The organism is Pseudomonas sp. v388 (genome assembly GCF_003935425.1).
Taxonomy (GTDB): domain Bacteria; phylum Pseudomonadota; class Gammaproteobacteria; order Pseudomonadales; family Pseudomonadaceae; genus Aquipseudomonas.
This window is the reverse complement of record NZ_RHQN01000003.1, coordinates 162,737-177,334: the sequence shown is the minus strand read 5'-3', so window position 1 is coordinate 177,334 and position 14,598 is coordinate 162,737. Positions and strand designations below refer to the sequence as shown.

The window sequence follows — 14,598 nt, the reverse complement described above, 5'->3', positions numbered from 1 at the left end:
GTATGCGCGCGCAAAACGGGGACCAGTCGTTCGCACATCGCTGTCGCGTTTATTACGAAGACACCGATGCCGGCGGCATCGTTTACTACGTCAACTACCTGAAATTCATGGAGCGGGCTCGAACCGAGCGGCTGCGCGAACTGGGTTTTGCCCAGTCTGAGCTGGCGCAGGAGAACCTGCTGTTCGTCGTGCATTCCAGTGAAGCTCGTTATCACAAGCCTGCGCGGCTGGATGACGAACTGCTGGTCAGCGCGGATGTCATCGAATTGAACCGGGTCAGCCTGCGCTTCAAACAGCAGATCAGGCGGGCTTCGGATGCAACATTGCTCTGTGAGGGGCAGTTTTTAGTGGCGTGTGTACGCGCCGATAGTATGAAACCCCGGGCCATTCCCGAAGCCTTGCGTGCGGCCTTTGCCGACCAGGGCGGTGCGGGCACACTTTCAGAGCAGGAGATAAAGCGTGGAAGCTAACGTCGTCGACCATTCCTCCATGTGGAGTTTGGTCAGCAATGCCAGCATTGTTGTTCAGTTGGTGATGCTGATTCTGGTGGCAGCCTCAGTCGCCTCATGGGTCATGATTTTTCAGCGCAGCAACATGCTGCGTGCAGGTCGGCGTGCACTGGACAGCTTCGAGGAGCGTTTCTGGTCGGGTATCGACCTGTCCAAGCTGTATCGTCAGGCCGGCAGCAACCCGGATCCGGACTCCGGCGTGGAGCAGATCTTCCGTGCCGGCTTCAAGGAATTCTCCCGTCTGCGCCAGCAGGCAGGCGTCGATCCGGATGCGGTGATGGAAGGCGTGGCCCGTGCCATGCGTGTCGCCATCTCCCGTGAGGAAGAAAAACTCGAAACCGGCCTGCCGTTCCTGGCCACCGTGGGTTCCACCAGTCCGTACATCGGCCTGTTCGGTACCGTCTGGGGGATCATGAACTCCTTCCGTGGTCTGGCTACTGCGCAGCAAGCCACCCTGGCAACCGTTGCTCCGGGTATTGCGGAAGCTCTGATCGCTACCGCTATCGGCCTGTTCGCGGCCATTCCGGCGGTGATCTGTTACAACCGCTTCTCCGCTCGCAGCGAAACGCTGATCAGCCGTTACTACACCTTCGCTGACGAGTTCCAGGCCATCCTGCACCGTAAAGTGCATACCAGCGAAGAGTGAGCAGGTAATTCCCCATGGCTTTAATCGCTCGAGATCGTCGCAAGAAACGCAAGCCGGTCGCCGAAATGAACGTGGTGCCGTACATCGACGTGATGTTGGTGCTGCTGGTCATCTTCATGGTCACGGCTCCCATGATCAACCAGGGCGTGAAGGTCGATTTGCCCAAGGTCTCCAGCGAGGCCTTGCCGCAGGACAACAACAACCAGGTTCTGACCATTTCGATCAAGGCTGACAAGACCTACTACTGGAACCTTGGCAGCGAAGTCGATACCGACAAGCAGATGGACAAGGCAATGACCCTGCCGCAACTGACCTCGGCGGTGACCAAGATCGTCGCTGCCGGTCGTGATGCGGGCAAGCAGACGCAGGTGTTCATTCGTGGCGACAAGACCGTGGATTACGGCTCTGTCATGGGCACGATGGGCGGGTTGCAGAAGGCCGGAGTCGGCAATGTTGGTCTGATTACCGAGGCACCCTGATGCAGCCGATTCGAGAGCCGTCCGCCTCGGAGAGCTACTTCTGGCCCGGTGTCTGGGCCGTGGCGTTGCACATCCTGATTTTTGGCCTGCTGTTCGTCAGCTTTGCCATGACTCCGGATCTGCCTGAAGCCAAGCCTATCGTTCAGGCGACGCTCTACCAGCTCAAGTCCAAGAGCCAGGCCACGACTCAGACCAACCAGAAGATTGCCGGTGAGGCGAAAAAAACTGCAGCACGCCAGACGGAAGTCGAGCAGCTGGAACAGAAGAAGATCGAGCAGGAAGCCGTAAAGGCTGCGGAACAAAAGAAAGAAGAAGCGGCTCAAAAGGCCGAAGAACAGAAAGCGGCCGCTGACGCCAAGAAGGCAGAACAGAAAGCCGAGGAAGCCAGGAAGGCTGACGACGCCAAGAAAGCCGACGAAGCCAAGAAGGTGGCTGACGCGAAAAAGGCCGAAGAGAAACAGCTCGCCGATATCGCCAAGAAAAAAGCTGAAGACGAAGCGAAGAAGAAAGCCGAGGAAGACGCAAAGAAAGCCGCTGCCGAGGAAGCCAAGAAACAGGCTGCCGATGAAGCCAAGAAAAAAGCGGCCGAGGATGCGAAGAAAAAGGCTGCCGAAGACGCCAAGAAAAAAGCCGCTGCCGACTCCGCCAAGAAGGCGCAGGAAGCTGCACGCAAATCTGCAGAAGACAAGAAGGCGCAGGCACTGGCCGATTTGCTTTCCGATAAGCCGGAACGGCAACAGGCTCTGGCAGACGAGCTGGGCGATGAGACCGCAGGCAGTTTCGATGATCTGATTCGTGTCAGGGCATCGGAAGGCTGGAGCCGTCCGCCGTCGGCGCGTAACAACATGTCGGTAACGTTGCAGATCGGGATGCTGCCGGATGGCACCATCGCATCGGTATCGGTTTCCAAGTCCAGTGGCGACGGACCGTTCGACAGCTCTGCGGTTGCAGCGGTGAAGAACATTGGACGTTTGACAGAAATGCAGGGTCTGAAGCCGGCTGACTTCGCTCCCTATCGTTCATTCAAGATGACATTCACACCTGGAGATCTAGCCTTGTGATCAACCTTTTTCGAGGACTGCTAGTCGTTCTTTGCTGTGCAGCCGGAATGGTCGCCGCAGAAGAGAAGAACATTCTGGTCACCAGCGGCAGTGACCGTGCTACCCCCATTGCTGTCGTGCCGTTCGGTTGGCAGGGCGGCAACGTGCTGCCCGAAGACATGTCGGAAATCATCGGCAACGACCTGCGCAACTCGGGTTACTACGCGCCGATTCCAAAGCAGAACATGATCAGCTTGCCGGCCCAGGCCAGCGAAGTCATTTTCCGCGACTGGAAAGCGCTGGGTGCGCAGTACGTGATGGTGGGTAATATCGTGCCTGCGGGCGGTCGCCTGCAGATTCAATACGCACTGTTCAACGTTGCCACCGAGCAGCAGGTGCTGACCGGTAACGTCTCGGGCACGACTGACCAGCTGCGCGACATGGCGCACTACATCTCTGACCAGTCGTTCGAGAAGCTGACCGGCATCAAGGGCGCGTTCTCGACTCGCATGCTGTACGTGACCGCCGAGCGTTTTTCCGAGAGCAACACCCGTTACACCCTGCAGCGTTCGGATTACGACGGTGCCCGTGCGGTAACGCTGTTGCAGTCGCGTGAGCCGATCCTGTCGCCACGTTTCGCGCCGGACGGCAAGCGTATCGCCTATGTTTCGTTCGAACAGCGCCGCCCGCGCATCTTCGTTCAGCACATCGATACCGGCCGCCGTGAACAGATCACCAACTTCGAAGGCCTCAATGGTGCCCCTGCGTGGTCGCCCGATGGATCGAAGCTGGCTTTCGTATTGTCGAAAGATGGCAATCCGGAAATCTATGTCATCAATCTTGGTTCGCGTCAGTTGAGTCGTGTCACCAATGATTCTTCCATCGATACCGAACCTTTCTTCGGTAAAGACGGTTCGACGCTGTACTTCACGTCGGACCGCGGTGGCAAGCCACAGATCTACAAGACCAATATCAATGGCGGTGGTGCCGAGCGCGTCACGTTTGTAGGCAACTACAACGCCAACCCGAAATTATCGGCCGATGAAAAGACGCTGGTAATGATTCACCGACAGGAAGGCTTCACTAACTTCAAGGTTGCAGTGCAGGATCTGGCTCGCGGTAATGTAAAGATCCTGACTGATAGCAACCTTGATGAGTCGCCTACTGTTGCGCCCAACGGCACCATGGTAATCTACGCCACCCGCCAGCAGGGCCGGGGAGTCTTGATGCTCGTGTCCATTAATGGACGCGTAAGGCTCCCGCTTCCTACCGCACAAGGCGAAGTCAGAGAACCGTCCTGGTCCCCTTACCTGAACTGACGCGGCGCTACAAGATTTGCTTAACACACTGGGGTTCATTAGGAGTTTCAAATGGAAATGCTGAAGTTTGGTAAATTTGCTGCCCTGGCTCTGGCCATGGCTGTAGCTGTAGGTTGCTCGTCCAAAGGCGGCGATAACGCCGGCGCTGGCGCTGTCGATCCTAACGCTGGTTACGGTGCCAACACTGGCGCTGTTGATGGCAGCCTGAGCGAAGAAGCTGCTCTGCGCGCTATCACCACGTTCTACTTCGAATACGACAGCTCGGACCTGAAGCCAGAAGCCATGCGCTCCCTGGACGTTCATGCAAAAGACCTGAAATCCAACGGCGCTCGCGTTGTTCTGGAAGGCAACACCGACGAACGTGGTACTCGTGAGTACAACATGGCACTGGGCGAGCGTCGTGCGAAAGCCGTTCAGCGTTACCTGGTACTGCAAGGTGTTTCCCCAGCTCAGCTGGAACTGGTTTCCTACGGCGAAGAGCGTCCAGTTGCTACCGGCAACGACGAGCAGTCCTGGGCTCAAAACCGTCGCGTCGAACTGCGTAAGTAATTCGACATGCGAACGTGCCGACGTGCTCTAACCGTTTTGGCCCTCGCCCTCCCGCTTACAGCGTGGGGCGCGGTACCTGTGGTCGATGACAATTCTGGCTCTGGCAGCAGCAGTTATCCGCCAGCGGGTTATGGCACGTCCGGCGCCTATGCCGGGGGAGGGGTTACGGCCCCTGCCTCGGCACAGGGTCAGCTGTTCATGCAGCTGCAACAAATGCAGGAAGAAATCGCGCGTTTGCGCGGTATGGTGGAAGTCCAGCAAAACGATATCCAGCGCATGAAGCAGGAAGCACTGGAGCGTTACCAGGAACTCGACCAACGCATAGCCAGCGGCGCTGCTGCTTCGGCTAGCAATAATTCTCAACCCTCTGGTGGCGCTGTTGACGCCAGCGGGACGCCTTCGGCCCCAGCGGCCCAGGCGCCGACAGCAGGCACCGAGCCTGCTGATCCGGCGAAGGAAAAGCTTTACTACGAAGCGGCCTTCGACCTGATCAAGGCAAAGGATTTCGACAAGGCCAGTCAGGCCTTCACCGCTTTCCTGCGCAAGTACCCCAACAGTTCGTACGCGGGCAATGCCCAGTACTGGCTGGGCGAGGTGAATCTGGCCAAGGGCGACCTTCAAGGTGCCGGCCAAGCCTTTGCCAAGGTGAGTCAGCAGTACCCCAAGCACGCAAAAGTGCCTGATTCGCTGTACAAGCTGGCTGACGTCGAGCGCCGCCTCGGTCACAACGACAAGGTGAAAGGTATTCTGCAGCAGGTCGTGGCCCAGTATCCGGGTACATCTGCCGCTCAGCTGGCACAGCGCGACCTCCAGCGTCTGTAGTGCCCAGCCTGAAACTCAAGAAAGCCGCGCTAGTCGCGGCTTTTTTCGTTAGAATCCCGCACCCGAAATTCCGGTAACTATTACGCTTCTCTGGATTCTGCGAGCGCAGGGTGCACTTGAAGTGCCTGACGGAGGCGGACGGCCTGTCTAGCTGTTACGCCCGTGGCCCATATGCAACAAACATTACGTATCACCGAAATATTTCACTCTTTGCAGGGTGAGACCCGCACTGCCGGCCTGCCGACCGTATTCGTGCGTCTTACAGGTTGCCCGCTGCGCTGTCAGTACTGCGACAGCGCCTACGCGTTCAGCGGTGGGACCGTCCAGACGCTGGACGATATCGTCGGGCAGGTCGCTGCCTACCGTCCTCGCTACGTCTGCGTGACCGGCGGTGAGCCGCTGGCCCAGCCCAATGCGATCCCGTTGCTCCAGCGGCTGTGCGATGCCGGCTACCAGGTTTCCCTCGAAACCAGTGGCGCCCTCGATATCTCGGCCGTAGACCCGCGGGTCAGCCGCGTGGTGGACCTCAAGACCCCCGGCTCCGAGGAGGTCTCTCGCAACCGCTATGAGAACCTGGATCTGCTCACGCCAAATGATCAGGTCAAGTTCGTGATCTGTTCGCGGGATGATTACGACTGGGCCGTTTCCAAGCTCATCCAGTACGGCCTTGACCGACGTGCAGGCGAAGTCCTGTTTTCCGCCAGTCATCATCAACTCAAGGCGCGGGATCTGGCTGACTGGATAGTGGCCGACAATCTGCCGGTCCGCCTGCAAATGCAGCTGCATAAATATCTTTGGGACGACGAGCCGGGGCGCTGAAATGACTGATTTGAACACTACTGAAAAGAAAGCCGTGATCCTGCTGTCTGGCGGCCTGGATTCGGCCACGGTCGTCGCCATGGCGCGCGCCGAGGGTTACACCTGCTACACGATGAGCTTTGACTACGGCCAGCGTCACCGCGCCGAACTGCAGGCTGCTGAGCGAGTGGCGGGTGATCTGGGCGTTGTCGAGCACAAGGTAATCGGCCTGAATCTCAACGGCATCGGTGGCTCCGCGCTGACCGACAGCTCCATCGCCGTACCAGAGGCGCCGACCGAAGGCATCCCGGTTACCTACGTTCCGGCCCGCAACACGGTATTTCTGGCTCTGGCTCTGGGCTGGGCAGAGGTGCTCGGCGCCCGGGACATCTTTATCGGCGTCAACGCAGTGGACTATTCCGGCTATCCCGATTGCCGTCCCGAATTCGTCGAGTCGTTCGAGCGCATGGCCAATCTGGCGACCAAGGCCGGTGTAGAAGGGCAGGGCTTCACCATTCGCGCGCCTTTGCAGAACCTCAGCAAAGCCGACATCGTTCGCGCCGGTACGGCGTTGGGCGTCGATTACGCGCTGACCGTTTCCTGCTATCAGGCCGATGACCAAGGCCGTGCATGCGGTAAATGCGACAGTTGCCGCCTGCGTGCCGAAGGCTTTGCCCATGCCGGTGTTTCGGACCCAACACGTTATTTTTGAAATATTTAAAAAAAGGTGTTGAATAACTGATAAAAATCAGTAATATACGCGCCACACAACAGAGGGTCGTTAGCTCAGTTGGTAGAGCAGTTGGCTTTTAACCAATTGGTCGTAGGTTCGAATCCCACACGACCCACCATATTTGAAGCGGTACAAAAAAAGCTGGAAGGCCACATGAAGATGTGGACTCCAGCTTTTTTTTGCGTTGAATTCGGGTCATGGCATGTCTAAGTGGTGTCGGTTGATAACCGTTCTCATTGATGCCTGGCGCACTAAAAATTTGTGTCAATTGGGTCGGTTAGCGGTAAAATCCGCACGCCTTCTGACGCAGCGCATGATGCATGTTGGCCAGTATTTGGACAGCGTGGATGATGAGCTGCCAGGCACGTACTTGAAGCTGGAAGGCCCACCGCGAGTGAGGCCTCCCGGCTTTTTTAACGCCTGCCCAACGGGTGTAAACTTGCCTTTCGCGCTTTGGCGCCTTCAGGTCTCGCTAACATGACGCAGATTTCCGAACGCTTTCTGGTGCAGGCGCACCTCGATGCCAAGCAGCCCAAGGCGTTGAGTCCCGCAGAACAGGCGCATTACCGCGCTGAAATCGCCGCTGAGCTCAAAAAGCAGGACGCGGTGCTGGTTGCCCATTACTACTGTGATCCGGTTATCCAGGCCCTGGCTGAGGAGACAGGCGGTTGTGTGTCTGATTCGCTGGAGATGGCGCGCTTCAGCAATAACCATTCGGCGAAAACCGTTCTGGTGGCCGGTGTTCGGTTCATGGGCGAGACTGCCAAGATTCTGAATCCGGAAAAGCGGGTACTCATGCCGACTCTGGAGGCGACCTGTTCGCTCGATGTCGGTTGCCCGGTCGATGAGTTCTCGGCGTTCTGCGATCAGCACCCGGAGCGCACCGTGGTGGTCTATGCCAATACCTCGGCCGCCGTGAAAGCGCGTGCCGACTGGGTGGTGACCTCAGGCTGTGCGCTGGAAATCGTCGAGAGCCTGATGGATAACGGCGAGAAGATCATCTGGGCGCCGGATAAACATCTGGGGCGCTACATTCAACGGCAGACGGGCGCTGACATGCTGCTGTGGGACGGTGCCTGCATCGTCCATGAAGAGTTCAAGTCCAAGCAGCTTGAAGACATGAAGGCGCTGTATCCCGAAGCGGCAGTGCTGGTGCATCCGGAATCGCCGGAGTCGGTGATTGAGCTGGCCGATGCCGTAGGGTCCACCAGTCAGATCATCGCTGCCGCGCAGCGCATGCCGAACAAGACGTTCATCGTGGCGACCGATCGCGGCATTTTCTACAAGATGCAGCAGCTGTGCCCGGACAAGATCTTCATCGAAGCGCCCACGGCCGGTAACGGCGCAGCATGCCGCAGTTGCGCGCATTGCCCGTGGATGGCGATGAATACGCTTGAGCGCACCTTGCAGTGCCTTAGAGAGGGCAGTAACGAGATCTTCGTCGACCCGGCGCTGATTCCCCAGGCAGTGCGCCCGTTGCAGCGTATGCTCGACTTCACCCAGGCTGCACGCCTGCGTCAGGCGGGGAATGCGTAGGAGCGGACTTGTCCGCGAAGCGCGAAGAGTGTGGTGCATCCGCCGCAGGTGTGCGGCCTGACACCCCGCCTTCGCGGCGAGCGTGCTCCTGCAGTCAGTTCATCATTCCTTTGACCATCCGCTCCTGTTCGATCAGGTCTTTCTGCCTTGCGTCGATCCGTGACGCCAGCTGGAAGTTGTTACTGGCGCGGCGCTTGGCGAAGTCCAGTTGCTGGATGGCTTGCCGGAAATCTCCCACCAGCGCGAAGTATTCAGCGCGAGCCTGATGCAGGCCGATGGTGTTGCCGTTCAGGCCGCGGGTTTCCGCCACCACATACCAGATGTCTGGATCGTCTGGGCGGGTTTTCAGCAGCGCTTCAAGCGCCTTTTCCGCCTCGGCGGTGCGGTTCTGCTTGAGCAGCACATCGATGCGCACGTCATTGAGCGGATAGTTGGCCGGATACAGGCCCAGCATGCGGTCGACCCGTTGCTGCGCGTCAGCCAGGCGGTTGTTGGTGATGTCCAGCTCGATCTGGGTCAGGTTGTAGGTGATGTCGTTAGGTGCCTTGTCCAGCAACGGCTTGAGGCCTTCCCGAGCTTCGTTGAGCTGGCCGCCCTTGATCTGCGCGATAGCCAGGCCGTAACGCGCAGCATCGGATTTGGGATTCTCGGTCAGCTGCGCGCGGAAGCGCTTGGCGGCGATGCCAGGGGTTTCCTCGTAGATCAGCGCGACACGGGCACGCATCAACTGATACAGCAGGCTGTCTTCCTTGCCGCCGGGTTTGGACTGCTCGGCACGGTTGCGGGTGTCGGCGATCCGCGATTCGCTGACCGGGTGAGTCAGCAGGAATTCCGGCGGGCGGGCGTCGAAACGGTATTGCCGCATCAGGCGCTCGAACATGGTCGGCATATTGCGAGGGTCGTAGCCGGCACGCTCCAGGTTGAGGATGCCGATCCGGTCGGCTTCCTGTTCGTTCTGGCGTGAAAAGCGGCGTTGTTCCTGAATGGCGGCGGCCTGGGAACCGGCAATGGCGGCAATGCCCGCGTCCCCCGCGCCAGCGGCGGCCATGACGATGCCGGCAAGCATGGCGGCCATGACCGGCACCTGCATGCGCTGTTGGGCCTCGATACCGCGAGCGAAGTGGCGCTGTGACAAGTGCGCCAGTTCGTGGGCCAGCACCGAGGCGTATTCCCCTTCGGTCTGCGCGTTGAGAAACAACCCGCCATTGACCCCGATGATTCCGCCCGGTGCCGCGAAGGCGTTCAACTGGGGGCTGTTGATCAGGATGAACTCAAGGCGGCGATCCTGGACCTGGCTGGTCTCGGCCAGCCGGTAGACCGAGGTCTCGACGTAGTCCTTGAGCTGAGGGTCGGATAATTGGCTGACCTGACCGCGCAACAGGCCCAGCCAGGCGCGTCCGAGCTGGTGTTCCTGTTCGGGCGAGACGATGGCGGAGCTGGCGTCGCCCAGCGATGGAAGATCATCGGCCAGGACGGGCGCGCTGAGCAGGCAGGCGAGCGTGAGCAGTGTAGGACGCAGAAAATTCATGCACGAAGCTCTGGGCTGGTGAGCACGTACTGTAGCTGGCTCAATGGCTTGCTGACCAGAGTGCGGTATCCTTGCCGTCTTGTCTGAAATGTCCGAGAGCTGCCTGTTCGTCCTGCCGTGCGAGCCAAGGCGTGCGTCTGGAGCGTTCCTTTGGAGAGAAAAAATGTCTGACGCTGTAGCCCGCCCTCAAGCCTGCGACGCCGAGCTGGACGCCAGCGGACTCAATTGCCCGCTGCCCTTGCTCAAGGCCAAGATGGAACTCAATCGCCTGGCCAGCGGCGCGGTGCTCAAGATCGTGGCGACCGACGCCGGATCGCAGCGCGATTTCCGCACCTTCGCCAGACTGGCGGGGCACGAGCTGCTGCATGAAGAAGTGGTAGCGGGCGTCTACAGCTACTGGTTGCGCAAAGCCTGAGCCTGCACGAACGCCTGTTCCGGCGGCCGAAATCGACCAGCCACTGCGACACGTTGCATGTCGCAGCGAATGCCGGCTGTCAGCCGTTGAGTGCCTGTGCCTTGGCAAGCACGTCGGCGATGTGGCCTGGCACCTTAACGCCGCGCCATTCGTGACGCAGGATGCCGTCCTTGTCGATCAGGAACGTGCTGCGATCGACGCCCAGATATTCCTTGCCATACAGCTTCTTGAGCTTGATGACATCGAACAGCTGGCAGAGCGCTTCTTCCTTGTCCGAAATCAGCTCGAAGGTGAATGACTGCTTGGCCTTGAAGTTCTCGTGGGTCTTGAGGCTGTCGCGGGATACGCCGAACACCAGAGTGTTGGCCGCCTCGAACTGCCCGATGTGATCACGGAAGTCCTGGCCCTGGGTGGTGCAGCCGGGCGTGTTGTCCTTGGGGTAGAAATAAATCACTACCTGTCGGCCCTTGAGTGCCGAAAGACTCACGGCCTGTCCGCTGGTGGCGGCGGCCTGGAAGTCTGGAACGGGTTGGTCTACTGCTACGGCCATCGGAATTTCCTTACATGGGTGCCTGTGGGCGCCACGGTTCGATCAGGGCGTCGAGATTGAGTGCGTCGGCGAAATCGAGGAACTGATCGCGCAGCCAGCTGATCTGGGTGCCGGCCGGCAGCGTCACCGTGAACGTGGCATTGAGCATGGTGCCGCCGGTCTGCGGTGCCAGGTAGGTATCGCAGATCAGGTTTTCCAGTTCGACGTTATGGTCGATGAAGAACTGGCACAGCTCATTGATGATGTCCGGGCGGTACGCCGAGCTGACGTACGCCACGTAGGGCAGGGCTTCCGGTCGGCTTTCGAGCGTTGCGCTGCGCACCACGCTGATGGTGAACGCGTGCTTCTTGGACAGACCGGGCAGGCCGGTCTCCAGGCGTGCCAGCGCATCCCAGCTGCCCGACAGCTGGAGGATCAACGCGCTGCACTCGCCGTGACGAGTCAGGCGCGAGCTGACGACCGAGCAGCGGGCTTCATGGCTGGCGCGGCACAGGACGTTGGTCAGCTCCATGGGGTTGGCGCCAAGGGCACTGATGACAAGGAATTGTTCGCGAACTGTGGGGGTGGACGACATGCAGCTTTCCTAGACGATGAGCGGTCGGTACATTTTCGGACCTGCCGGGGCGATTGGGTGATCGAGCGCGCGCCATGTTCTTTCGACTCAAGCGCGACAAACCCGCATGGCAACGCCATGGCGGGGCTGCAGGGCGCCGGAGCAGGGCTTCTGGCGGCAGAATCGACCGATTGAATGAGGTGCGCGGCGGGCCAGTACCGATCAAAGCAAGAAGGGTAGCGAAAACCAACGCTCAGGGGAATGCTCGCAGCGCGGTACTTTGCTTGTACAAGGCTGATGGCGCCAGTACCATTACCGCTCTCTTTTTCCGGCAGGAGCGGTTGCATGATTGCGGGCAGTATGGTGGCACTGGTCACACCCATGGATGCACAAGGTCGTCTGGACTGGGACAGCCTGAGCAAACTGGTGGACTTCCACTTGCAAGAGGGCACCAACGCCATCGTTGCCGTCGGCACGACGGGCGAGTCGGCGACCCTGGACGTGAGCGAGCACATCGAAGTCATTCGTCGCGTGGTCGATCAGGTGGCCGGTCGCATTCCGGTCATCGCCGGCACGGGTGCCAATTCGACCCGCGAGGCCGTCGAGCTGACGACCAACGCCAAGACCGCCGGTGCCGACGCGTGCCTGCTGGTGACGCCTTACTACAACAAGCCGACCCAGGAAGGCCTGTTCCAGCACTTCAGCCATATCGCCCAGGCGGTAGACATCCCGCAGATCCTCTACAACGTGCCGGGCCGTACCGCTTGCGACATGCTGGCCGAGACCGTCATTCGCCTGTCGTCGGTCCACAACATCGTCGGCATCAAGGAAGCGACCGGTAACCTGCAGCGCGCCAAGGACATCCTGGCCGGTGTGAGCAGCGATTTCCTGGTCTATTCCGGTGATGACGCTACGGCGGTCGAGCTGATGCTGGCAGGCGGCAAGGGCAATATCTCGGTGACCGCCAACGTTGCCCCGCGCGCCATGAGCGAGCTGTGCGCAGCCGCCATGCGTGGCGATGCCGAGACTGCCCGGGCGATCCACGAAAAGCTCATGCCGCTCAACAACACACTGTTCATCGAATCCAACCCTATCCCCGTGAAATGGGCCTTGCATGAAATGGGTATGATGCCGGACGGGATTCGTCTGCCGCTCACCTGGCTCAGCGCAGCCTGTCACGAACCGCTGCGACAGGCCCTGCGCCAGTCCGGCGTATTGGTTTAATTGAGGAAGCACTACGCAATGAAGCGATTGGCCGGACTTTCCGCACTTGCCTTGATTATCTCCAGCACCAGCGGTTGCGGTTGGATCTGGGGTGAAGATGGCTACTTCCGTGATCGCGGCAGCGATTACCTGGAAGCCACCCAGACCCCAGCCATGCAAGTGCCTGGTGACATTTCCAGCAGCAAGCGGCTCGACCCGCTGTTGCCGATCCCGCGCAACGTGGCCGACAGCACCGTGAAGGGCGAATACGTCGTGCCTCGTCCGCAGCCGCTGGCCACCAGCTCGGATTCGAGCGATTTCAGCCTGCAGCAAAGCGGCGACGCGCGCTGGATCCTGGTTCAGCGTCCGCCTGCCGAAGTCTGGCCGGTGGCGCATCAGTACTTCGAAGACAACGGTTTCCGCATCGCTGAAGAGCGTCCGCAGACTGGCGAATTCAGCTCCACCTGGCAGCGTCTGGATGAGCTGTCCGCTTCGGTTGCCCAGCGCATGAGCGCCAGCGGTACCGCCGCCGATGCCGAGACTCGCGTGCGGGTTCGCATCGAGCCGGGCGTGCAGCGCAACACCAGCGAAGTCTACGTCGTCAGCGTTGAGCGCCCGGCAGGCAGCACGGCGCAGGCCGAGTTTCCGTCGCGCACCACCAACGTCGGCCTGGACGCAGCCCTGACCGACGATCTGCTGGCCAGCATGAACCGCAACGCCGAGAAGGGCGGTTCGGTTTCCCTGCTCGCCGCCCAGGACTACGACACCCCAAGCCGCGTTTCGCTGAGCGAAGACGGCAGCGGCAACCCGGTGCTGAGCGTCGGCGCGGACCTGGATCGTGCCTGGTCCAGCGTAGGTCGCGCCCTGGATCAGGGCGACTGGCGCGTGGAAGACATCAACCGCAGCCTGGGCTTGTACTACATCAACCTGGCCGAAAAAGCCAAGACTCCGGAAAACCAGCCAGGTTTCTTCGGTCGTCTGTTCGGCAGCGATGCCAGCAAGGAAGAAATCGAAGCCCGTGCCGAACGCTATCAGGTCCGCTTGAGCAAAGTGGGTGACAGCGTGCAGGTGACCGTCGAGAAGAACATCAACACCGTAGCGCCGGCCGATGTCGCACGCCGGGTGTTGAGCGTTATTCAAGACAACCTGGGTTAAGTGCGTTTCGCGGTTCTGGGCAGCGGCAGCCGTGGCAATGGCACGCTGGTCGCAAGCAACGATACGTACGTGCTGGTCGATTGCGGTTTCTCGCTGCGGGAAACCGAACGGCGTCTGGCCCGACTCGGTATCGGCGCCGAGCAGCTGAGCGCGATCCTGGTGACCCACGAACATGCCGACCACGTGCATGGCGTGGGTTTGCTGTCTCGGCGCTACAATCTGCCGGTCTACATGAGCAACGGCACCTTGCGCGGGATGCGCAAGCCGGTTGAGGTCACAGGTACGGTGGCGTGCGGGCAACGGCTCGAAGTGGGTGGGCTGAACATCGATGTGGTGTCGGTATCCCACGACGCGCTGGAGCCGACGCAATTCGTTTTCAGCGATGGCCGCCGCCGTTTCGGTGTGCTGACCGACCTGGGGTCTTACTGCGCCAGGGTGCTGGACCGTTATCAGGGCCTGGATGCCTTGATGATCGAAGCAAACCACTGTCGCGACATGCTTGCCCGAGGCCATTACCCGGTCTTTCTCAAGCAGCGCGTGGGGTGTGAGACCGGACATTTGAACAACCATCAGGCCGCCAACCTGGTGAGCGAGCTGGGGTGGAAGGGGCTGCAACATCTGGTGCTGGCCCACATCAGCAGCAAGAACAACCTGCCGCAGCTGGCCCGGCAATGTTTCGTCGACACCCTCGGGTGCGACCCGGACTGGCTGCAACTGGCCGATCAAGATTCAGGGCTCGACTGGCGACATATCGCCTAGCCCA

The 14,598-nt window shown here is 60.0% G+C and carries 17 protein-coding genes and 1 tRNA gene; 15 read left to right on the top strand and 3 right to left on the bottom strand.

Annotation, left to right across the window (positions count from 1 at the left end):
* Positions 1-2: 2 nt before the first annotated feature.
* From ybgC to nadA, 11 genes are all read left to right on the top strand, one after another.
* Entirely contained in the window at positions 3-470 is a 468-nt protein-coding gene (ybgC, locus tag EGJ27_RS08385) for a tol-pal system-associated acyl-CoA thioesterase (RefSeq protein WP_125830267.1), read from the top strand.
* Positions 460-1,155: a protein TolQ gene (gene tolQ / locus EGJ27_RS08380; RefSeq protein WP_125830266.1), complete on the top strand. Its 696-nt coding sequence runs from the start codon at positions 460-462 to the stop codon at positions 1,153-1,155. Before ybgC ends, tolQ begins: the two co-directional genes overlap by 11 nt.
* A gap of 14 nt (positions 1,156-1,169) precedes the next feature.
* A complete protein-coding gene (tolR, locus tag EGJ27_RS08375) occupies positions 1,170-1,634 on the top strand; it encodes a protein TolR (RefSeq protein WP_125830265.1) in 465 nt (154 codons plus the stop codon).
* On the top strand, positions 1,634-2,695 hold the full coding sequence (gene tolA / locus EGJ27_RS08370; protein WP_125830264.1) for a cell envelope integrity protein TolA: 1,062 nt from the start codon (positions 1,634-1,636) through the stop codon (positions 2,693-2,695). The genes tolR and tolA overlap by 1 nt, the downstream gene beginning before the upstream one ends.
* Before the next feature lie 47 nt (positions 2,696-2,742).
* The gene (tolB, locus tag EGJ27_RS08365) at positions 2,743-3,993 is read left to right on the top strand and encodes a Tol-Pal system beta propeller repeat protein TolB (protein ID WP_256672714.1); all 1,251 of its coding nucleotides are present in this window, start codon (positions 2,743-2,745) and stop codon (positions 3,991-3,993) included.
* A 51-nt stretch (positions 3,994-4,044) separates the two neighbouring features.
* Positions 4,045-4,542 (top strand): peptidoglycan-associated lipoprotein Pal, encoded by a 498-nt coding sequence (gene pal / locus EGJ27_RS08360; protein ID WP_025994450.1) that lies wholly within the window; start codon positions 4,045-4,047, stop codon positions 4,540-4,542.
* A gap of 6 nt (positions 4,543-4,548) precedes the next feature.
* Positions 4,549-5,364, top strand: coding sequence for a tol-pal system protein YbgF (gene ybgF / locus EGJ27_RS08355; protein ID WP_125830262.1), 816 nt, complete (start codon positions 4,549-4,551; stop codon positions 5,362-5,364).
* A 171-nt stretch (positions 5,365-5,535) separates the two neighbouring features.
* The gene (gene queE / locus EGJ27_RS08350) at positions 5,536-6,183 is read left to right on the top strand and encodes a 7-carboxy-7-deazaguanine synthase QueE (protein WP_125830261.1); all 648 of its coding nucleotides are present in this window, start codon (positions 5,536-5,538) and stop codon (positions 6,181-6,183) included.
* Between the two features lies 1 nt (position 6,184).
* A complete protein-coding gene (queC, locus tag EGJ27_RS08345; RefSeq protein ID WP_125830260.1) occupies positions 6,185-6,874 on the top strand; it encodes a 7-cyano-7-deazaguanine synthase QueC in 690 nt (229 codons plus the stop codon).
* Positions 6,875-6,937: 63 nt separating this feature from the next.
* Positions 6,938-7,013: transfer RNA gene (locus EGJ27_RS08340), tRNA-Lys, on the top strand.
* 359 nt (positions 7,014-7,372) lie between these two features.
* The gene (gene nadA / locus EGJ27_RS08335) at positions 7,373-8,431 is read left to right on the top strand and encodes a quinolinate synthase NadA (RefSeq protein ID WP_125830259.1); all 1,059 of its coding nucleotides are present in this window, start codon (positions 7,373-7,375) and stop codon (positions 8,429-8,431) included.
* 94 nt (positions 8,432-8,525) lie between these two features.
* On the opposite strand, the gene EGJ27_RS08330 is transcribed toward nadA, so the two are convergent.
* Positions 8,526-9,959: a M48 family metalloprotease gene (locus tag EGJ27_RS08330; protein WP_125830258.1), complete on the bottom strand. Its 1,434-nt coding sequence runs from the start codon at positions 9,957-9,959 to the stop codon at positions 8,526-8,528.
* Positions 9,960-10,122: 163 nt separating this feature from the next.
* Between EGJ27_RS08330 and EGJ27_RS08325 the strand changes: the two genes are divergently transcribed.
* The gene (locus tag EGJ27_RS08325; protein WP_125830257.1) at positions 10,123-10,374 is read left to right on the top strand and encodes a sulfurtransferase TusA family protein; all 252 of its coding nucleotides are present in this window, start codon (positions 10,123-10,125) and stop codon (positions 10,372-10,374) included.
* Positions 10,375-10,453: 79 nt separating this feature from the next.
* On the opposite strand, the gene EGJ27_RS08320 is transcribed toward EGJ27_RS08325, so the two are convergent.
* Both EGJ27_RS08320 and EGJ27_RS08315 read right to left on the bottom strand, forming a co-directional pair.
* Complete coding sequence (locus tag EGJ27_RS08320; RefSeq protein ID WP_125830256.1) at positions 10,454-10,924, bottom strand: peroxiredoxin; 471 nt, start codon at positions 10,922-10,924, stop codon at positions 10,454-10,456.
* 10 nt (positions 10,925-10,934) lie between these two features.
* Positions 10,935-11,498 carry a glycine cleavage system protein R gene (locus EGJ27_RS08315; protein WP_125830255.1) on the bottom strand — a complete coding sequence of 188 codons (564 nt, stop codon included), beginning with the start codon at positions 11,496-11,498 and terminating at the stop codon, positions 10,935-10,937.
* Positions 11,499-11,822: 324 nt separating this feature from the next.
* Between EGJ27_RS08315 and dapA the strand changes: the two genes are divergently transcribed.
* The 3 genes from dapA to EGJ27_RS08300 are packed head-to-tail and all read left to right on the top strand — an operon-like array spanning position 11,823 to position 14,594.
* Positions 11,823-12,701: a 4-hydroxy-tetrahydrodipicolinate synthase gene (gene dapA, locus EGJ27_RS08310; protein ID WP_125830254.1), complete on the top strand. Its 879-nt coding sequence runs from the start codon at positions 11,823-11,825 to the stop codon at positions 12,699-12,701.
* Positions 12,702-12,719: 18 nt separating this feature from the next.
* On the top strand, positions 12,720-13,835 hold the full coding sequence (bamC, locus tag EGJ27_RS08305) for an outer membrane protein assembly factor BamC (RefSeq protein WP_125830253.1): 1,116 nt from the start codon (positions 12,720-12,722) through the stop codon (positions 13,833-13,835).
* Complete coding sequence (locus EGJ27_RS08300) at positions 13,836-14,594, top strand: MBL fold metallo-hydrolase (RefSeq protein ID WP_125830252.1); 759 nt, start codon at positions 13,836-13,838, stop codon at positions 14,592-14,594. It begins immediately after the preceding gene.
* Positions 14,595-14,598: the final 4 nt, after the last annotated feature.